Consider the following 21032-nt stretch of genomic DNA (forward strand, 5'->3'; position numbering starts at 1 on the left):
CCTGCTTTTACTGCTTCTCGATCTTATACCCTACGCCCCACACGACTTTCAGATATCTTGGTTCTTTCGGGTTGATCTCAATCTTCTCACGGATATGACGAATATGCACTGCCACTGTATTATCAACACCCACCGCATTTTCATTCCAGATATTTTCATATATCTGGTCAATAGAAAATACTTTGCCCTGATGCTTTACAAGCAGCAGCAAAATGTTGTACTCGATCGGGGTAAGCTTCACCGGCTCGCCATCTACTGTCACTTCTTTCAGATCATCGTTGATCGCCAGTCCGCCGACTGTATAGATTGCCTCGCTCTCCTTTATCGCCGTGCTTCCAAGCTGCATATATCTGCGCAAATGTGATTTCACACGGGCAACCAGCTCCAGCGGATTAAATGGTTTCGTTATATAATCATCAGCTCCGATATTAAGTCCCAATATCTTGTCCGCATCCTCGGATTTCGCAGACAGAATAATGATCGGAATATTGTGCTTCTCGCGAATTTTTAAAGTTGCCCTGATTCCATCCATTCTCGGCATCATGATATCCATGATCAGAAGATCTACACTTTCTTTTTTCAAGATCTCCACTGCCTCGATTCCATCGTAAGCTTCCAGAACCTGATGTCCATCCTGGGTCAGATATATCTCGATCGCCTCTACAATCTCTTTATCATCATCACATACTAATATTTTTGCCATCTCATTTCACCTCTCATATCTACTATACAAGATTAGCAAATAAAATTTAAGACATAGGAATGGATTTCTTAAGAAATGATGAATATTTTCAAGAACAACGTCGAAAAATGTCTAAAATAATGTAAACGAAATCCAAGACCCTTTATTTTCAACAAATTTTGATAAAATACTAAAAGATAAAACTTACTTAGACTTCATAATTTCTAGTTTATAAAGGGGGAGTTTTCTATGTACACTCACGACATTGACTATGTAATCCGTACCCTTGGAGTAGGTGCTACATATAGGGGGTATCGCTATCTAAGTTATGGGATTGAATTATGTCTGACAGACGAGGAATATCTGCTTGCCATCAGTAAACAGCTTTATCCGGAGATTGCCAGAAAGTATAAGACGACAGTCGGAAGTGTTGAACGTGATATCCGCACTGTTATAAGAGTCTGTTGGGAAAATGGTTACGATCAGCTTCAGTCCTACTCGTTCCGGCCATTACATGTCCGTCCAACGGCCGGTGAATTTTTCGACATCCTTGTCGCCTATCTAAGCCGTAGCAAACCAGTTCTTCAGGCTGTATGATCCTAAGTAAAAGAAACGGAATTTTATTATCAAAAACAAAGTAAAACCCCGCAAGCTTCGGGCCGCTGCAGGGTTTTATTTTTTACCGGAGACTAACGATCTTCCATCTTCATATACTCACGGTATGGAGACAACGGCTTATAAGCCGGTCGGATAATCTTATCTACATTCTTGAGCTCTTCCAGTCTGTGGGCGCTCCAGCCTACAATACGGGCCGCCGCAAAAATCGGAGTGTAAAGAGATGGCGGAAGATCCAGCATACTATACACAAGACCACTGTAAAAGTCCACATTTGCATTTACACCTTTGTAAATTTTACGCTTTTCGCCGATGACCTGTGGAGCCATGCGCTCTACCATAGCATACAGTGCGTACTCTTCTTCCCGTCCTTTTTCTTTCGCAAGCTGCTCTACGAATTGCTTGAAAATCTCCGCACGCGGATCGGATACAGAATAAATCGCATGACCCATGCCATAAATCAGCCCTTTCTGGTCAAATGCTTTCTTATCCAAAAGGTCTTCCAGATACTGATGTACTTCGTCTTCGTCCGTCCAGTCGGAAATTTTTTCCTTCATGTCTGCGAACATCTGCGTTACTTTGATATTGGCACCGCCATGCTTCGGTCCCTTAAGAGATGCCATCGCTGCAGACATTGTAGAGTACGTATCTGTTCCTGAGGACGTAACTACGTGAGTGGTAAATGTTGAGTTATTACCACCACCGTGATCCATGTGGAGCACCAGTGCCATGTCCAGGATCCTTGCCTCAAGCTTCGTATATTTCTTATCCTCACGGAGCATCATCAGAATGTTCTCAGCTGTGGACAGATTCGGCTGTGGTGCATAAATATACAGGTCTTCTCCCATGCGGAAGTTATATGCATGATAACTATAGACCATTAGCATCGGAAACTGGCTAATCAGGTTCAGACACTGTCTCAGTACGTTCGAGATGGTCGTATCGTCTGCTTTATCATCGTAGGAATAGAGATTCAGGATTTCTCTGGACAGACTGTTCATCATGTCGCCGCTCGGAGCCTTCATGATAACGTCACGCACAAAATTCGGCGGAAGCGTTCTTCTCTCCACCAGAGTTTCATGAAACATCTCAAGTTCAGAACTACTCGGAAGTTCACCAAATAAAAGCAGATAAGCAATCTCTTCGAATCCAAAATGATCTTCTTTCAAGAAACCGCCAACCAGATCTTTGATGTTGTAACCCCTGTAATAAAGATTGCCTGCACATGGAACCTCTTCGCCATTCACAATCTTCTTGGCACATACATCGGAAATATTGGTCAGTCCTGCAAGCACACCTTTTCCGTTCAGGTCACGGAGCCCTCTTTTTACTTCGTACTTAGTATACAGCTCTTTATCAATGGCATTATTCTTCTCACATAATCCTGCAAAATGCTGAATCTCCGGAGTAATCTCAAATAATGCACGGTCTACACTTTTATTCCCTGTCTTTCCTACCATAAATCATCTCCCTTTCTTTTCCCACAAGTCGTTGCTAAGCGCAGCAAATTCTTCCAGCGATAATGATTCACCGCGAACACTTTCTCCTTTGCCAAGCTTTGCGATTGCTTCTGTAATCACATCTTTCGGCAAATCAATCTTGTCAGAATTAGACAATCCATTTGCCAGTGTCTTTCTTCTCTGGTTGAAGGATGCTCGGATAATATCAAACATCCACTTCTCATTGTCCACTTTCACCGGAGGAGCCGCATGTCTTGTAAGACGAATGACTGCGGAACCAACCTTCGGTCTTGGCATAAAGCAGTTCGGAGGTACATTTGCCACTATATACGGATCTGCATAGTACTGGACAGCCAGTGATAATGCTCCATAATCCTTGTTTCCCGGTCCGGTCTGCATACGGTCTGCAACTTCCTTCTGCACCATGACCGTAATACTTTCAACCGGAACATTTCCTTCGAACAGCCCCATAATGATCGGAGTCGTAATGTAATATGGAAGATTCGCAACCACCTTCACCGGACGTCCGCCGTTCTCCTTCTCCACAAGACCACGGATATCTACTTTCAGAACATCATCATTGATCACCATGACATTGTCATACTCGCTGAGGGTATCTTCCAAAATCGGGATCAGATTCTTATCAATCTCCACGGCAGCTACCTTTCCTGCCGCCTCAGCCAGATATTGGGTCATGGTACCGATTCCCGGTCCAATCTCCAGAACCATGTCATCTTTTGTAATTCCGGCCGCACTGATGATCTTCTCAAGCACATGCGTGTCAATCAGGAAATTCTGTCCGAATTTCTTCTGAAAATTAAAATGATACTTTTGCAATATTTCAATTGTATTCTGTGGATTTCCAAGTGTTGGTTTACTCATACTTCTTTCTATTACTCCTTCATTCCATCTAACCATAAGCCAGATGAACAAACAGCAATTTATGTTCATTTGGCTCAAGTGCCGGTACTGGAAAGATTATCCTCCTCGTACCGGCACTGTTGCCATTAAAGATATTATACACTATGTCGATAAAAAATGTTGTTAAGATTGTGTGAATTTTTCGACATATCACTTCACATATTTTTAATTTATGATACTGCCAGCAGCTGTTCAAGAATGCCTCGGCATTCTTGCTGTGAGGTGCGCGTCATGCAATTGCATGACATACTTCTACTGCGCACCTCTGCAAGTCTACACTCCGTTTCGGTCGGCGCAAAACCATTGTCCACCGGACAATGTGCGCCCTGCCGGAGGCTATATCAGCTGGGAGTCATCTCCCAGCTGATATACCTGCTTCGCATTTATCTCAGTCTGTGTAAGAACCTCCTCCACAGAAATTCCTTTCAGCCGGGCGATCTCCTCTGCCACATACTGGATATATGCAGATTCATTTCGCTTGCCACGGTTCGGCTCCGGTGCCAGGTACGGGCAATCCGTTTCCAGTACAATCGATGTCAGTGGTATTGCTTCCACGACACTTTTTAGTTTCTTTCCATTTTTAAAAGTGACGACACCACCGACTCCGATATAATATCCCAGTTTCACATACTCAGCCGCCAGCTCTTTTGAACCGGAAAAACAGTGGATAATTCCGGTCAGATCCGATGCGTGCTCCTTTATAATAAGAAATGTATCTTCCGACGCATCACGACTGTGGATATTTACCGGAAGCCCGACCTTTCTCGCCAGATCAAGCTGTCTGATGAACCACTTCTGTTGAACCTCTCTCGGCTCCACATCCCAGTGGTAATCAAGACCAATCTCACCGACAGCAACCACCTTCGGATCGTGACACATTTCCTCCAGACGCGCCAGCGCATCATCGTTCAACTCGCCGACCTCGTCCGGATGGACACCGACAGCCGCATAAACTGCCGGATACTGATGTGCCAGCGCAAGTGCATTTTCACTTGTCTGCATAGAAGCACCCACCGTCACAATTGCTTTCAGCCCACGCTCCTTTAAGTTCGTCAGCAACATTTCCCGGTCCACATCGAACTGTTCGTCATCGTAATGTCCATGTGTATCGATAATCATATTACAGAATCTCTTTTCTGAGCTGCTCTGGTGTCTTCATAGATAACAATGCAGGCGCAATATCAAATACACTTCTTGCTCCGTTCTCGCCCTTCTGATTCAGTCGGTAAGCTGCTCTTGCATAAGCAATCAGAACGCTCGCTGTGAACTCTGGATTAGAATCCAGTTTCAGAGAATACTCAATCACATGCTTGTTGCCCTCTTCTCCAGTTTCACCTGTGCGGATCACGAATCCACCATGAGGCATCTTGCTGTGGTCTCTCTTCAGCTCTTCCTCAGAAATAAAATGAACGGTCGTGTTGTATTCATCAAAATAATTCGGCATAGTCTTGATCGCATTTTCAATCTCAGCTTTGTTGGCACCCTCTTGCGCTACGACATAGCACTCACGCGTATGTTTGTCTCTTGTAGTCAGCTTTGGCTCACTTCCACTTCTCACCTGATCAACAGCCTCGTCAACAGGAACTGTATACTGGATCGCATTCTTCACACCCGGGATACGGCGGATAGCATCAGAATGTCCCTGGCTTACACCCTTGCCCCAGAATGTATATGTGCTTCCCTGGACAAGAATAGACTCCGCATAGAGACGGTTCAAAGAGAACATTCCCGGATCCCAGCCAACAGAAATAATACCGATATTATTTCCCTCTTTTGCAGCTTTGTCCACATTTGCAAAATACTCTGGAATCTTGGCATGTGTATCAAAACTGTCAATTGTGTTAAAATTCGCTGCAATCTCTGGACCCATGACCGGAAGATCCGTTGCAGAACCACCGCACAGAACCATTACATCCACGTCACCCTTCATAGATAACATATCATCCATGTGCATTACTTTCGCACCCTCAGTCGCAACTTTGACAGACGCAGGATCTCTTCTTGTAAAAACTGCCGCCAGTTCCATGTCCTCATTTCTCTTAATTGCCTGCTCAACGCCACGGCCAATATTACCATAACCTACAATACCAATTCTAATCTTACTCATATTTCCTCCTTTGGGGACGGGGTTTTTTCAAAAAAACCCCGTCCCCAATTAAATTGTGTAATTATTTAAACTGCCTTTTTCCGCTTCTTACAGCGATTGTTAACCTGTCCCTTTTTGAATTGTGCTTCACCGTACACAAAATTTTTAAGCTCTGTATATTAACAAATCTCTGCTCCTGCCGGCATTGCTTTTTCCGGTGTCATCAGGGCCAGATTTCCTTCTGCATCTTCTGCGCACAGAAGCATTCCTTCTGAAAGTACTCCTGCAAGTTTTGCCGGCTTCAGGTTCACAAGTACCATAACTTTCTTGCCGACCATTTCTTCTGGTGTATAGTGTTTGCGGATTCCGGATACAATCTGTTTTACCTGGCTTCCGATTTTTACTTGTGAGCACAGTAATTTCTTAGATTTCGGGACTGCCTCGCATGAGATGATCTCACCTACCTGGAACTGCATTTTTCCGAAGTCGTCAAATGTAATTTCTGGTTTTGCATCAATATCGATTACTGTCTCTTCTTCCCCATCTGCCTGATTCTCTTTCTCTTCTGCTGTCATCTGTGGGTGAAGTTCTTCTACTTTCTTCATTACTTCTTCTACGTCTAATCTTGCGAAAAGAATTTCCGGCTTTTCTGTCACTTTTCCGTCACCAAGTTGTGCAAGAATCTTCTCAGATGTTTCTGGCATGAAGGACTCCAGAAGTCTTGCTCCTGTTTTGATGCTCTCAATCAGATTATAGAGCACTGTCTCCAGACGGTCTTTCTTAGCCTCTTCTTTTGCAAGTGCCCACGGCATTGTCTCGTCGATATATTTGTTGCAGCGTTTGAAGAGTACGAAAATCTCTGTGATTGCATCTGCCACACGCAGCTCGTCCATCTTAGCTTCCACTCTTTTTGGCGTATCCTCTGTGATTGCTTTCAGATCCGCATCAACTGCTTTGTCTTCTTCTGTCTCAGCAACACCTTTATTCGTCACCGTTCCGCCAAAGTATTTATTTGTCATAGAAATGGTTCTGTTGACCAGATTTCCAAGTGTATTTGCCAGATCGGAATTCATACGCTCTACCATAAGCTCCCAGGAAATAACTCCGTCATTCTCAAATGGCATCTCATGAAGTACGAAATAACGTACTGCGTCAACTCCGAAGAAATCTACCAATTCATCAGCATACAATACATTTCCCTTGGATTTACTCATCTTACCATCGCCCTGCAGAAGCCATGGATGTCCAAATACTTGTTTTGGAAGTGGAAGATCCAGTGCCATCAGGAAGATTGGCCAGTAAATGGTGTGGAAACGGATAATATCCTTTCCGATCAAATGTAAATCTGCAGGCCAGTTTTTCTTGAACTGCTCTGTGCTGTTTCCATCACAATCGTATCCGATTCCTGTGATGTAGTTTGTCAAGGCATCCAGCCATACATACACAACATGCTTTGGATCAAAGTCAACCGGAATTCCCCATGTGAAGGATGTTCTGGACACGCACAGATCCTGAAGACCTGGAAGAAGGAAATTGTTCATCATCTCATTTTTACGAGATACAGGCTGAATAAATTCCGGATGCGTGTTGATATAGTCGATCAGACGGTCAGCGTATTTGCTCATTTTGAAGAAATATGCTTCTTCCTTCGCTGGTTTACATTCGCGTCCACAATCCGGACATTTTCCGTCTACTAACTGAGACTCTGTCCAAAAGGACTCACAAGGAGTACAGTACATTCCCTCGTATGAACTCTTATAAATGTCTCCCTGATCGTACAGTCTTTTGAAAATTTTCTTGACCTGTGCTTCATGATCCTCATCAGTCGTACGGATAAATTTGTCATAGGAAGTATTCATTAAATCCCAGATCTTCTTAATCTCTCCCGCTGCATTGTCAACGAACTGTTTTGGTGTAATACCGGCCTCGTCCGCTTTCAGTTCAATTTTCTGACCATGCTCGTCAGTTCCTGTCTGGAAAAATACATCGTATCCCTGACTTCTTTTGTATCTTGCAATTGCATCTGCAAGAACGATTTCATAAGTATTACCAATATGCGGTTTGCCTGATGCATAAGCAATCGCTGTAGTAATATAATACTTTCCTTTGTTGCATTTCTCACACATATTCTTCTCTCCTTCTATAATCTTAATTTTTCATTATTTAATGATAATTTTTGTCACATCCTGCCGGTGGCTTTTTGTATAGGTAGGAAATGCAATTTCCTACCTATACAAAAAAACCGCCTTCTCATACTGAGAAGGCGGGATATTCCGCGTTACCACTTCTTTTCGCTCTATCCTCACGGATCAGAACCTCATCGAGTGCCATCTACACTCTTTCGCTGTAATGGGCGAATCCCATTAAGTGCTAAATTCCTGACCTGTCTGCCACTCTTCACACTCACTGCTCCAAAGCCATCTTCCGCTTGTTCCAATCCGCCCTTCTCAGCTTAACCGGGGCTTCTCTGTAGAATCTTTCCAACCGTACTCTCTTTTTCCACGCATTTTCTGTTTCATTTTCAATATTCAGCAATTTCCATAAATCATTCTGGCTATCTTATGAATATTTACATCTCTTTTATATAGATATAAAAGAATTTCAACGTAAAAATCGTAGCACAGTAAGGACTGGCATGTCAAGCCTTTTATATAGCTTTCCTATGGCCAGCTATTAATACCCTGCCATTAATACCCTGCCATTAATACCCTGCCATTAATACCCTGCCATTAATACCCCCGGCTATTAAATACTTTGTTTTGTCTAATTTATTCGCCTGGGAACATAGTTGCTTCCAGTGTCTCCATCTCCGATTCTTCGATTCCGTATGCCCCATCCTTGTCCGCTGTTACATGAACTTCCAATGTCGTCTCATCACCGTAAGAGTTTGCTTCCATCGCACGGTTCAGGCTCTCAACTAAAATATCCATAAGCACATCTGTCTGTGTCGGATCTTTTCCCTGATCTGCATACTCTGTTGCAATATCATTTACATAATTGGAAGAATTACGGAATACATCTGATGGCTTGATCACTACAGTTACTACATAGCTGTCATCATCCTGTTTCTTGGCATCTTTTACTGTGAAATCTGCCAGATCATAGGCCTTATCAGCTACCTCTATGTATTTATCCATCATCTCATCACTAACGTCCATTCCTGAAAATGCGCTCTCGATCTGAGTTCTCATACCTTCTGTCACTTCTTTTTTCGCATCACTCTCAGAAATTCCACGGTATTCAGCATATTTATCATACTGCGCATGATAATTTGCATCTAATACCGATTTTGTGTATCCTGCTGCATCAAAATCTTTGCCACATGCAGTCAGCCCCATACACATCAGTACCGCCATCCCCAAAGCCAATACTCTTTTCATTCTCTTCATACCTTTTTCCTCCTCATTTTGAGTTTTTTCAAATCTATTCTATGTTCAGTCTAACATACCCCTATAAAACCCGCAACTACTTAAACCTCTCTTTTATCCTCTCAGGAACATCATGCCCTCTTCCGTAAGTTCCAGATAATCCGGCATTCCTTTCTCTCCGATTTTTTCCAGCTTTTCTCTCTGAAGAAACCAGCAGATTGTCTGTTTATTCTGATTTTCTTCCCCCTCCGGGTAAAGGTAATAATTTCTTTCGAAAGGAAGTGCTGCCTCACTTTCAACAGTTATCTTCAGACAGTTCTCCTTTCGCTTTCCCCACACCGGCACAAAATCATGAGCCCGATACCCAAACCAGGTTGCCTGTTCATCAATCTCCTGATTTGTATGTAATGTAATTCCCCAGTCAAGGATCTCTGCCGTATGTACATCTACACGTTTTATTCTGGAAAAGTTCTTACAGCCGGTCAGTTTTGCAGCCTCTTTATATACAGGCTTCGCAAATATTTCTTTCGTTTCTCCATAAATGACCGGTTTCCCCTGATCCATGATCAACAGTTCCTCGCTGAAACGATAAATTTCGTCTCTGCTGTGCGATACCATAATAACAGTTCCGTCATAATCCTTCAGCATCTCGGTCAGTTCCTGCTGAAGCCGGTCTTTTAAAAATACGTCCAATGCGGAAAATGGTTCATCCAACAGAATGACATCCGGCTCATACGCCATGATCCTCGCCAGTGCAACTCTTTGCTGCTGCCCACCGGAAAGCTGTCCCGGCAACCGGTCAGCAAGTCCTGTCAGCTCAAATTTTTCAATCATTTCCTGTACTTTTTTTTGCTTTTCTTCCTTGCTGCCTTTCAGACCTGCCGCAATATTTTTTGCAACTGTCATAGTTGGAAACAACGCATAATTCTGAAAGAGGTAGCCGACATTTCTTTTCTGTGGTTTTAAATCCACTTTATTGGCCGAATCAAACAGCACCTTATCATCAATCTGTATCATTCCAAAATCCGGTGTCTCAATCCCCGCGATACTCTTAAGCGTCATGCTTTTTCCACAACCAGATGCTCCCAGAATCCCGATTCGTTTCGATTCTGTCTGAAAATGTATATCAAGACTGAATTCTCCCAGTTTTCTCTTAATATCTACTTTAATTCCCATTTTTTATCCTTCCCGCATCTTTCCACAATTTCCCGTACAATCCCATGCATTCTCCATCCACAATTTCTTTTTGTCGTATGCCTGGCGACTCAAACAACATACAGAGGATGCAGTATGTTATTTAACCGGATCTACCAGCGTTTGATATTCTTCATCTTTGTGCCGGATATAAAATTCATGGAAAAGATTACAAGAAATGCGATGAGCATAACGATCGCTACCCATACTCCCGCTGTTGCATAATCTCCATCCTGAATGACCATAGCAATTTTCTGAGAAATCGTTCCCGTCTTTCCGGGAATATTTCCAGCCAGCATAGATGTTGCTCCGTACTCTCCAAGGGCTCTTGCAAATGTAAGAATGGTTCCGGATGCAATTCCAGGTCCTGCACTTGGAATCACAACTTTCCAGAAAATCCGGATGTCAGACATACCAAGTGTGCGCCCTGCATAAATCAGATTGACATCTAACTGTTCAAAAGCAGCTCTTGCATTACGATACATTAGTGGAAATGCGATAACGGTTGCTGCAATAATACAACCAAGCCATGACTGCACGACCTTAATATCAAATGTCTCATACAAAAAAATTCCAAATGGTCTTCTTTTGCTAAAGATCAAAAGCAGGAAGAAACCTGCGACAGTCGGTGGCAGTACCATCGGCAGTGTCAGTATTCCATCAATGACCGCCTTCTTGCCCGGTGTTGTCTTTACCACTTTTCTCGCCGCATAAATTCCTAAAAAGAATGATATAAAAGTCGCCACGATTCCTGTTTTTAATGATATAAAAAGCGGGCTCCAGTCCAGATTTTTAATAATCGATTCCATTGCATCCATCTACATTCCTCCTCCGACTTCAAGAATGTCCCTGACCTGTTTTGAGACAGGAAAGGGACTTTTTTTGCTTTTTTAATTCCCAGTCAACTTTTTGCTGGCTTAGGAAAGATATTTCTTACTCTACATCTGTATCGAAATAGTATTTCTGGAAAATTGTTTTTGCTTTATCAGATGTTACAAAATCGATGAAATCTTTTGCTTCTGAGACTTCTGCATCACTTGCTTCGTCATTTTTAACCTGAGCGATCGGGTAGATTACATTTCCTGTAAGATCATAGCTTACTGTCTGAAGGATATTAAGCTCATCCTCATATCCATATGTATCAGAATAGTATGTTGTACCAACTTCACAAGATCCCTCTACAACTGCTGCCAATACTTTACTTACGTTATCCTGCTCGCTGATCTCAACTCCGCCAAGTGCCTCAGATACTGTCTCTGTAGGAATTGTGGATACATCGTCAACTTTATCAAGGATTCCAAGGTTTACAAGTGCCTGTCTTGTATATTTTCCAACCGGTACGCTTCCACCTGCAAGAGCGATGCTGGAAGCCTCTTTTAAGGTCTCAAGTCCAGTAACCTTTGTTCCACTGTCTTTACGTGTTACAACTACGACCTGGTTGTTTACAACGTTCTTACGTGTGCCGTCAACTACAAGTCCGTCTGTCTTCTCCAGCTGATCCATCTGTTTCTGAGCTGCTGAAAAGAATACATCACACGCATATCCTTCCTCGATCTGTGTAAGCAGTGTTCCTGAACTATCTGCATTAAATGTAATCTTCACATTTGGATGATCTTTCTGATACTCTGTTGCGACTTCATCCATAACTTTGCTCAAGCTGGCGGCAATAAATACCTGAAGCTCTACATCTTCTGCAGCATCAGCCTTCGCCTCTGTTTTTGTCTCCTCTTTTTTGTCATCTTTGCTGTCGGATTTACTTCCGCATGCTGCGAGTCCTAATACCACAGACATTGCAAGTAATGTTGCTAATACTCTTTTTTTCATCTCGTTTCTCCCTTCTTTTGGATTAGCATAATGACTGTTTTTAAAAATCGATTTGTTTTACAAAAACAATCGGTGTTATAAATAATATAGCGGTCGTTTATGCGTGTTTAAACATTTTCATGTCTGCTCTCACATGCAACCGCTATTATTATCCTCACTGATATCATGAATTATCAGCTATTTCCACATTCACCATCTGTGCCACGCAAAATTCCAAGTCCATGTCCCAGATGTGGCAATACATACTCCAGACTCTCTTTTACAGCCTTCGGGCTTCCCGGAAGATTGACGATCAACGTCTTTTTTCGAATTCCGGATACAGCCCGGCTTAACATTGCTCTTCCGGTAATAGAAAGTGAATACTGACGGATCGCATCTGCAATTCCCATCGCCATGCGGTCACAGACTGCCTGTGTTGCCTCTGGTGTCACATCTCTTTCTGCAAATCCGGTCCCACCTGTCGTAAAGATCACATTGACCTGTCTCTGGTCTGCCAGTCTCATAAGCTGATGCTTCAAAGGCTGCTCTCCGTCCGGAAGCAGTAATGTCTCTATCACGTCATATCCTTCCTTCATAAGCATCTCCTGAATCAATGGACCACTCTTATCCTCCCGCTCTCCTGCAGCACCTTTATCACTCAAAGTAATAACCGCCGCCGTAAACGGACGATCTTTTTCTAATGGAAGCATTGTGATCTCATCACCAGCCTTAATCTCGCCGCCTTTCAGAACCCTTGTGAACACACCTTCTCTTGGCATGATACAATCACCCATAACCTTGTAGATTGCACAGTGGCTATGGCATTCTTTTCCAATCTGCGTCAATTCCAAAATTGCTTCTCCAATCTGAAATTTCGTTCCTACCAGGACTTTACTCAGATCAAACCCTTCCACAACAAGATTCTCTCCGAATGCTCCAAAGTCTACGTCCGCACCTTTCTCTCGAAATGCTTCAATCTTTTCAAATGAAAGCATGCTCACCTGACGGTGCCATTTCCCCACATGGGCATCTCCTTCAATTCCCCATTCTTCCACCAGTCTTGCAGACTCGATCGGTTTTTTCTGGGTTCCTTTTTTCTCACTAATACAAATTGCTAATATCTTTCCCACAGCTCTATCCCCCAATTTGACTCATTTTCTTATCTTCTGTAATTTCACTTAAATTTTCAAAACGGTGGCTTTTCGGCTTTAACTGAATTGCCTCCGTGATTGCCTGATACAAACATTCCAATGTTTCTTGATCTGCCATTGTTGTTCCGCATCTCTGCGGCTTTTCATGCCTGTCAAAAATATCCTTCAGCTCCACGCCTTTTCCATAGCACAGACAAGGTTTTAAACACCCTTGCGCCGTCATGCGTATCCGGTTACAATACTGACAGAATTTTCCATGAAGTGCACTGATAAATCCTACACTTCCCTGTCCTCCCGGAAGCTTCACATAAACTGCCGGTCCATTTCCATGAATCTGTCGATCTTCCTGAATATCAGGATATTGTTTCTTTAACTCTTCCAAAATGTCTTCATTGTAAATCGTCTCAAACTTTTTTCCAAGCCCAATCGGCATCATCTCAATAAAACGTACATCCAGCTTTTTCTCCAGCGTCAATCTTGCAAGTGCCAGAAATTCATCCTCATTCATGCCTTTTTGAAGTACACTGTTGATTTTCACCGGGATTCCGGCATCTACTGCCTGATCCACACTTTTCAGCACCCTGAAAAGTTCGTCCCGTCCGGTAATTACCTGATAACGTTCCCGGTCCAGTGTATCCAGACTAATATTCACCGCATCCAGCCCATTTTTCAATAGTTCTGGCAAATATTTTGACAGCAGGACACCATTCGTAGTCATTGTTACCTGCTCTACTCCCGGAATCTTCTTAATCTTTCCAATCAATTCCGGACACCCCAGTCTTACCAGCGGTTCTCCTCCTGTAATTTTGAATTTACGGATTCCGGCCTTTGCAGCCGCCTGACAGACCATCTCAATTTCTTCGTAAGAAAGAATGTTCTTCATCGGAACTAATTCTACTCCTTCCGGCATACAATACCGACACCGGAGATTACACCGATCCGTAATGGAAATTCTCATATAATCTATTATTCTTCCATACTGATCCTTCATAAATCTTTAAACTTCCTCCAACAATACCTTTACTTTACCACCACACACCATGCCTTCTTCCTCGGCATCTTCACCAGTCATATCCACATGCACGATTTGTGGCGCTTTTGCGCATCCTCGCAGTATTAATAACGCTTTGCTGACAATCGCGGCTTCAATACAGCCGCCCCCAATAGTGTCTACACATCGTCCGTCTTCCATTATCAACATCTTCGTTCCAATACTTCTTGGCGCACTTCCTTTTCGTTCGACTATCGTCGCCAATATCTTTTTCTGATCCTCACATTTCACGATTGCATCCCGGATTTCATTCGAATAACCGGCTCCTCGTTTATCCTGATTCTTGACCTGTATAATTTCTGCCATAATGGATATTGCGATTTCTTCCGGTGTCTCCGCCTTTATATCCAGGCCGATTGGAGAATGTAACTGACTGATCACCTGTGGATCGGCTCCATTTTCAAGAACACTATGTTTTACCTGTGCCACTCTTCTGTGGCTTCCCATCATTCCAATGTACGCATGTGGTTTTCTTACAATACTTTCCAGACAGATCCGATCATACACATGTCCGCGGGTAACGATTACAAAAAACGTATCTGAATCACCGGGAATCTGTTCCAGTCCCGCTTCAAATGTATCACAAATAACTTTGTCTGCTCCTGCTCTTCTGGCGTTATCTGCAAATTTCGGTCTGTCTTCCAGTACTGTTACATAACATCCAATCTGTCTGCCAAGCTGAATAATCGGCATGGAAACATGTCCCCCACCACAGATCACGATTTTCTTCTGTCCACCTATAACTTCACCAAATATTTTTTCGCCATCAACAAGCGCTATACCATTTACTTCTAACTGCTCTATCTGCTGGTCATGCTGTTCTAAAAATCCCCCTGCAACAGATGCCCATACCAGCTTTCCATTCGATACAAGCGCTTTTTCCCCAAGTACCTCTCCTGTCAGTCCTGTCAAAACGATATTTTTACTCTCTGGCTGCAGTTGTTTTAATTTTTGTAAGAATTCCCACATCTGCACTCACCTACTTTCCAAATCCGCAATTCGGGAAAGTACAGACCGGACAATTCAAGCATAAGCCGCCTTCTCCCAGTGTATCAATATCTGCTTTTTTCAGAATCTCTCCAGCCACGATCCGTGGCAGAACCAAATCAAAAATAGTCCGTTTCGCATACATAACGCATCCCGGAAGACCAATGACTGGTCTTTTTTTCTCTCCATAGTAGGACAGCAAGAACATGGCTCCCGGAAGTACAGGTGCTCCGTAAGTCACGATCTCAGCACCTGTATTCTTAATCGCAAGCGGAGTACGATCATCTGGATCCACACTCATTCCGCCTGTACAAAGCACCATATCCACCCCTTCATCCAAAAATTTCTGAATAGCCGCTGTAATATGTTCATGGTTATCATCACTTACTACATGCCCGACGACCTCTGCTCCATATTCTTTCAATTTTTCGATAATAACCGGTGTAAATGTATCTTTGATCCTTCCGTAAAATACTTCGTTTCCAGTATTTACAATTGCAGCTTTCATCTTTTTAAATGGAATCAGCTCAAAAATCGGTTCTTCACCAGCTGCTTTTTTTGCACGCTCCATTTTTTCTTTTTCTATAACAAGAGGAATAATCCTTGTCCCGGCAATCTTATCGCCCTTTTTTACCGGAAAGTTTCCATGACGACAGGCAATCATCATTTCACCAAGCGCATTTACTGCATTCAATCGCTCTGTATCAACCTTTAAAAGACCGTCACACTCCGCGATCAGTTCAATTTTTCCTTCTTTGATTTCCGATGGGATCATGTGCTCATTTGCACACATATCATACAAGATCTTAGCCGCATCATTTTCATGAAGCATATTCTCATTATTCTCCCAAATGTAAATGTGATCTTTTCCCACACTTAAAAGTACCGGTATGTCTTCCTCTGTAATAATATGGCCTTTTCGAAATACGGCATCCTTCGTAACGCCTTTGATAATTTGTGTGATGTCATGGCACAATACCTGCCCCACTGCATCTTCCGTTCGCATTAATTTCATTTTATCCATTCCCTTCGAATATTTTTTCAAAACTATTCGCAGTTTAAAAAAATATTTTTATAACATTTCTCAGTTATTTTAATATCAATTTTTTTGATATTAAAATAGGGATTTTTCACCTTTTATCTAAGGTAAACAAATCCCCGTTGATCGCAATCAAATTTATATAATAATATTATAGCAAAACAGACTTTTTTGTCAACCAATTCGTCACATTCTTCAGTCATTCAAAATTCACAAATTCTTTTATCCTGTCCCTCGCATCATTTCTTATAGGATATGTTTTTCTCCATTGAAATGCTCCATGATTGCTTCCAGCACCCCGCCACCGATTGCTCTGGCTTTATCCGAAATTGTATAGCAATATTCTTCCTTACATCTGGCATCAATATCTCCACACTTCATGCCAATTGTAACATTTACCCCTGGCTGCAGCATTCCCCGGACAATACCACTCATCAACGCTCGGACAGATTTTCCACCGCTATAAGCAACAATCTGATCTTTTTCCACATGATCACCGATTTTAACCACAGGCTCATAAAGTCCGTCTGCCGATGCACGGATGATCCTTTCAATAGAATATCCTCCTATTTCTGCCGGGATTCCTGTATTCTGAATTGCACAGCCTTCATGGATCACTTTACCAAGATTATGTCCTCTCATAGTCTCCACTACTACGTGGCAGTCTTTTCCAGCGGTAAATCCAGGTCCGACCCCAATTACAAATTCAGCAGCGTCTATCGTTGTTCCCAGATTTTTTTTTGCCAGTATTGCATCTACAACTACATCTGCCTTATACTCTTTCAGATACTTAAGTCCTGGATCCACAAGAAGCGGTATATACCCCTTTTTTATTCTATCATCTATCTGTTCCGGTCCGTCAGTCAGTTTCGCAGTAACATGTTCTACTTCTGCATTTCCTTCATACACTGCTCTAGAAAATGCAATTGTCCGTCGTACAGTCAATGGAACTTTCGTCTCTGTCATAATAATTTCAAATCCGCATTTATATAGGCGATATGCAATTCCTGTAGCCAGATCTCCTGCTCCTCTTATTAAAATTCTCATGCGCCAGTCTTCTTTCCCTTTTTGTGATTATCTGCTCGTCCCCTGTAGAAGTGCTTTCGACTTAATTAAAATAATTCACCGTCTTGAAAAACATCTTTATAAATGTCCTGAGCTGCCGCTTCAACACGTTCCCTGTAAAGTTCATATTTTTCAAGAAGCATATGCCCACGCTCAGTTATATAGGCTTCGCCACCATTCTTTCCACCGCTCATGCGCTCCACGATCTTCCAGCCAGTCTCTTCCTCCGCTGTATGGATGAGCTTCCAGCCTTTACTGTAAGACATACCGGTCTTTGCGCAGGCCTCCCGCACAGAACCCAGACGATCGATCTGAGTCAGAAGTGTTACAACACCCGGTCCAAAAAAAGAACGATTCACTGCAAGGCTTACTTTCACATGACCTCGTATCTGCTTCTCTGCAAATATCTGCCGTCTTTCTTCATATTCCTGTGCCGATGTCACCTTCACAAGAATCCCTTCATTCTCAACCTCTATATGCGCGATCCGATAACCGAACTGCTTCCAGAAAGCCGCCACACCGGTACTTCTGACAGTTCCTTCTGCCATCTCTGCGCTCTCTTCAATCTGTTGTTCCAGTTTTTTGCAGATATTTCTTGCGCATGCCTGACTGGTACAGATCAAGTCGCCAAACATACCTCCATATACTGCACCAAGCAATTCTGCCTGACGCTTCTGCATCATTACCAATATATCCGGTTGAAAAAAAGGAAAACGAATATCTCCGACAAAAATACGTTCGCATGTATCCGATAGATAAGAAAGTCCCTTCAGAACTGCTAAATCAAAGGAATCTGACTCTATATCCAAAAATGTAACCCCGCGACGATGCAATGTCTGCTCTATCTTATCTGCCATTCCATCCCGTGTGACCAGAGCAATGTCTGCCACACCCGCACGTTGATAGCTTACAATCATCTGTTCGAAAATGGTCGGTCTCTTCATCTCAAGAAACTTTTCCATCTCCTCATCTGGTATCCCGACTCCGGCCACCAATATTACTGCGCCTATCTTCATCTGTCCCACCATTTCTAATATGTAATAAAATTATTATAGCAATAACCTCTTATTTGTCAACGAATTTAGCTCTCCCCTAACTTCCCTAGTTCTGGCACGGTCTTGCTTTCTGACCGTCAATCTTTTCGTTTCTGATCTCACCACTTTTTCCGCCACTTTTATGACAAAGATAAATCTCTCCGATTTCCATAGATTTATCGATGGCTTTACACATATCGTATACAGTAAGAAGTGCCACACTGACACCTGTGAGGGCTTCCATCTCCACGCCTGTCTTCCCGGTCACTTTTACTGTACAATAACAGTCAATTGCACATTCCTCTGGTTTCATCTCGAAATTCACACGGCATTTTGTGATTGGAAGAATATGGCACATCGGAATCAGTTCGGAAGTTCTCTTTGCACCCATAATTCCGGCAGTTGTTGCCACTCCGAGCACGTCCCCCTTTCCGACTGTTCCGGCTTCAATCGCATCGTAGACTTCCCTGCTCACCAGGATACGTCCTTTTGCCGTAGCCTCCCGGACTGTGTCATTTTTCTCCGTAACATCGACCATGATTGCTTTTCCATTTTCATCAAAATGTGTTAGCTGCATTTTCTAACTCCTTTCAAATGTGATTTTCTGTAAATTCACTACACATTTTACAAAAATCACTTTTTTTCAAGAATGCCTCGGCATTTTTTCTATGTCATGTATTCCATGATAACACATTTTCTCCGAACTCTGTTCATAAATATTATAGAAAGGCACTGAAAGGATTCTTTGTATGTCTCTTTATAAAAAACGGCACTTTCTATTGGTTGGTTTTATGTCCGGCCTGCTGATTTTTGCGCTGCTTCTAAGTGCGATAGTTGGTGGAACTTCAGCTTTGGATATGAATTCCCGCTTCGACCGATACGTGGAGGAACTATTTAGGCAGGAGGTGTCTGCGAATACGATCACGCTTCATTACACAGTAAAAGATCCGGAATCTTATGGAATTCAAAATCCACCTGTCTCTTGTGGATACGCCGGAACAGACTCGGCGCTTATATGTGCTTCTGCGGAAAATGCTCTTGCAAGCCTTCATCAGTTCAAACGGAACAAGCTGTCTGATTATAATAAGCTGACTTACGACATTCTTGAACACTCTTATACCTCTTCTTTGGAAATGGGGCCGTATCTTTTATATGAAGAACCTCTCACACCACTTACCGGTACTCAGGCACAGCTTCCTATTCTTCTGTCAGAATATCGTTTTTATAATACTGACGATATTGACACTTACCTGAAACTTCTGACTACCATTCCCGATTATTTCCAATCTATTCTCACATTTGAGAAAGCAAAAAGCAACGCCGGACTTTTCATGGCTTCCTACGTCGCCGACGACATTATCACGGAATGTCAGACATTTGCCACCATGAAAAATAACTATCTTTATGCCACATTTGATTCTAAAATTGACGCTTTGAATTTGCCTGCTGTAACTTCTGAAGATTATAAGAAACAAAATCGTGACGCCGTTTTAAATTACGTTCTTCCGGCGTTCACTTTTCTTAGTGACGGACTCCAAAATCTTCGTGATACCGGAAACAACAAACGGGGACTCTGTTATCTTCCTGATGGGAAAAAATATTATGAACTCTCAGTAAAAGAACAGACCGGTTCTGCCAGAACCATTCCACAGCTTCAGAAACTTGCACAAAGACAAATTCAAAGTGACCTGCTAACGATGCAGAAATTATTAAACAATTCCAGTTTCCATAAGAACTCTGAAGCTCATTCTGGCTCTGTACAAGGTACCACGCCGGGAGCAGCTTCTGATTTATTCAAAGGTCACGGTACCGAATTTTCTTCCGATGATCCGGTCAACATTTTAAATACGCTGCAAGATAAAATATCCGGCTCATTCCCAGAACCTCCAAAAGTTTCTTTCGAAATAAAATATGTTCAGGAAGCTATGGAAGAATATTTAAGTCCTGCTTTTTACATGATTCCGCCAATTGATAACAGTGGCGAAAACGTCATCTATATTAATCCCGGACACATTTCTGATGACCTGACTCTCTTTACAACTCTGGCACACGAAGGTTATCCGGGGCATTTATATCAGACGGTCTACTACTCCGCCACTAAACACCCTCCGATTCGAGATCTTCTGTCATTTGGCGGATATACCGAAGGTTGGGCTACATATTGTGAAATGCTGAGTTATTACTATTCCCCGCTTTCTCATGATATGGCAACACTTCTCCAACATAATGCCTCCGTCATTCTCGGACTTTACGCCCTCGCCGATATGGGCATCCACTATGACGGCTGGACTCTTGCTGAAACAGTTGCCTTTTTCCGAACCTATGGAATCACGAATGAAAAGACAATCGAGGACATTTTTGATCTGATTGTCGCAGATCCCGGCAATTATCTCAAATATTACATCGGATACGTGGAATTTCTGGAATTAAAGAAACTGGCAATAAAAACCTGGGGAGATGATTTTACCCAGAATCAGTTCCACCAATGCATCCTCGATACCGGACCAGCGCCATTTGAAATTCTACAGAAGCAAATTAAAAATGCGTATTAGCGGGAAAGTTTCAAGGGAAGGTTT

Annotated in this window: 19 protein-coding genes; 2 read left to right on the forward strand and 17 right to left on the reverse strand. The window is 42.7% G+C overall.

Going from position 1 to position 21032, the window contains the following annotated elements; genetic code table 11:
• Positions 1-7: 7 nt before the first annotated feature.
• Entirely contained in the window at positions 8-703 is a 696-nt protein-coding gene (locus tag C7E02_RS18455; protein ID WP_005331843.1) for a response regulator transcription factor, read from the reverse strand.
• Positions 704-931: 228 nt separating this feature from the next.
• Between C7E02_RS18455 and C7E02_RS18460 the strand changes: the two genes are divergently transcribed.
• Complete coding sequence (locus tag C7E02_RS18460; RefSeq protein ID WP_005338160.1) at positions 932-1279, forward strand: sporulation initiation factor Spo0A C-terminal domain-containing protein; 348 nt, start codon at positions 932-934, stop codon at positions 1277-1279.
• A 92-nt stretch (positions 1280-1371) separates the two neighbouring features.
• Here the strand turns inward: C7E02_RS18460 and C7E02_RS18465 are convergent, their stop codons facing one another.
• The 16 genes from C7E02_RS18465 to moaC all read right to left on the reverse strand — a co-directional run bounded on the left by C7E02_RS18465 (position 1372) and on the right by moaC (position 19033).
• On the reverse strand, positions 1372-2757 hold the full coding sequence (locus C7E02_RS18465; RefSeq protein WP_005338162.1) for a citrate/2-methylcitrate synthase: 1386 nt from the start codon (positions 2755-2757) through the stop codon (positions 1372-1374).
• A gap of 3 nt (positions 2758-2760) precedes the next feature.
• A complete protein-coding gene (gene rsmA, locus C7E02_RS18470; protein WP_005331837.1) occupies positions 2761-3639 on the reverse strand; it encodes a 16S rRNA (adenine(1518)-N(6)/adenine(1519)-N(6))-dimethyltransferase RsmA in 879 nt (292 codons plus the stop codon).
• 375 nt (positions 3640-4014) lie between these two features.
• Entirely contained in the window at positions 4015-4797 is a 783-nt protein-coding gene (locus C7E02_RS18480) for a TatD family hydrolase (RefSeq protein WP_105310411.1), read from the reverse strand.
• Between the two features lies 1 nt (position 4798).
• Positions 4799-5785 (reverse strand): diaminopimelate dehydrogenase, encoded by a 987-nt coding sequence (locus tag C7E02_RS18485; RefSeq protein ID WP_022279451.1) that lies wholly within the window; start codon positions 5783-5785, stop codon positions 4799-4801.
• Positions 5786-5943: 158 nt separating this feature from the next.
• Positions 5944-7890, reverse strand: coding sequence for a methionine--tRNA ligase (metG, locus tag C7E02_RS18490; RefSeq protein ID WP_005338168.1), 1947 nt, complete (start codon positions 7888-7890; stop codon positions 5944-5946).
• A gap of 642 nt (positions 7891-8532) precedes the next feature.
• Complete coding sequence (locus C7E02_RS18495; protein WP_005338170.1) at positions 8533-9153, reverse strand: hypothetical protein; 621 nt, start codon at positions 9151-9153, stop codon at positions 8533-8535.
• A gap of 93 nt (positions 9154-9246) precedes the next feature.
• Positions 9247-10308 (reverse strand): sulfate/molybdate ABC transporter ATP-binding protein, encoded by a 1062-nt coding sequence (locus tag C7E02_RS18500; RefSeq protein WP_105310412.1) that lies wholly within the window; start codon positions 10306-10308, stop codon positions 9247-9249.
• A 131-nt stretch (positions 10309-10439) separates the two neighbouring features.
• Positions 10440-11144, reverse strand: coding sequence for a molybdate ABC transporter permease subunit (modB, locus tag C7E02_RS18505; protein WP_022279449.1), 705 nt, complete (start codon positions 11142-11144; stop codon positions 10440-10442).
• A gap of 115 nt (positions 11145-11259) precedes the next feature.
• Positions 11260-12150 carry a molybdate ABC transporter substrate-binding protein gene (gene modA, locus C7E02_RS18510; protein WP_105310413.1) on the reverse strand — a complete coding sequence of 297 codons (891 nt, stop codon included), beginning with the start codon at positions 12148-12150 and terminating at the stop codon, positions 11260-11262.
• Positions 12151-12323: 173 nt separating this feature from the next.
• On the reverse strand, positions 12324-13259 hold the full coding sequence (locus C7E02_RS18515) for an MOSC domain-containing protein (RefSeq protein WP_105310414.1): 936 nt from the start codon (positions 13257-13259) through the stop codon (positions 12324-12326).
• Positions 13260-13263: 4 nt separating this feature from the next.
• The gene (gene moaA, locus C7E02_RS18520) at positions 13264-14271 is read right to left on the reverse strand and encodes a GTP 3',8-cyclase MoaA (protein ID WP_105310415.1); all 1008 of its coding nucleotides are present in this window, start codon (positions 14269-14271) and stop codon (positions 13264-13266) included.
• Between the two features lie 6 nt (positions 14272-14277).
• Positions 14278-15300, reverse strand: coding sequence for an XdhC family protein (locus C7E02_RS18525; protein WP_029730993.1), 1023 nt, complete (start codon positions 15298-15300; stop codon positions 14278-14280).
• A gap of 10 nt (positions 15301-15310) precedes the next feature.
• Positions 15311-16333, reverse strand: coding sequence for a molybdopterin-binding protein (locus C7E02_RS18530; protein WP_029730994.1), 1023 nt, complete (start codon positions 16331-16333; stop codon positions 15311-15313).
• Positions 16334-16603: 270 nt separating this feature from the next.
• Positions 16604-17404 carry a selenium-dependent molybdenum cofactor biosynthesis protein YqeB gene (gene yqeB / locus C7E02_RS18535; RefSeq protein ID WP_105310416.1) on the reverse strand — a complete coding sequence of 267 codons (801 nt, stop codon included), beginning with the start codon at positions 17402-17404 and terminating at the stop codon, positions 16604-16606.
• 65 nt (positions 17405-17469) lie between these two features.
• Positions 17470-18438, reverse strand: coding sequence for a LysR family transcriptional regulator (locus C7E02_RS18540; RefSeq protein WP_005338185.1), 969 nt, complete (start codon positions 18436-18438; stop codon positions 17470-17472).
• 85 nt (positions 18439-18523) lie between these two features.
• The gene (gene moaC / locus C7E02_RS18545) at positions 18524-19033 is read right to left on the reverse strand and encodes a cyclic pyranopterin monophosphate synthase MoaC (RefSeq protein ID WP_029730997.1); all 510 of its coding nucleotides are present in this window, start codon (positions 19031-19033) and stop codon (positions 18524-18526) included.
• 172 nt (positions 19034-19205) lie between these two features.
• Between moaC and C7E02_RS18550 the strand changes: the two genes are divergently transcribed.
• The gene (locus C7E02_RS18550) at positions 19206-21008 is read left to right on the forward strand and encodes a DUF885 domain-containing protein (protein WP_005338189.1); all 1803 of its coding nucleotides are present in this window, start codon (positions 19206-19208) and stop codon (positions 21006-21008) included.
• Positions 21009-21032: the final 24 nt, after the last annotated feature.

This window comes from Dorea sp. Marseille-P4042, assembly GCF_900290215.1.
In the GTDB taxonomy this organism is placed as follows: domain Bacteria; phylum Bacillota; class Clostridia; order Lachnospirales; family Lachnospiraceae; genus Dorea; species Dorea formicigenerans.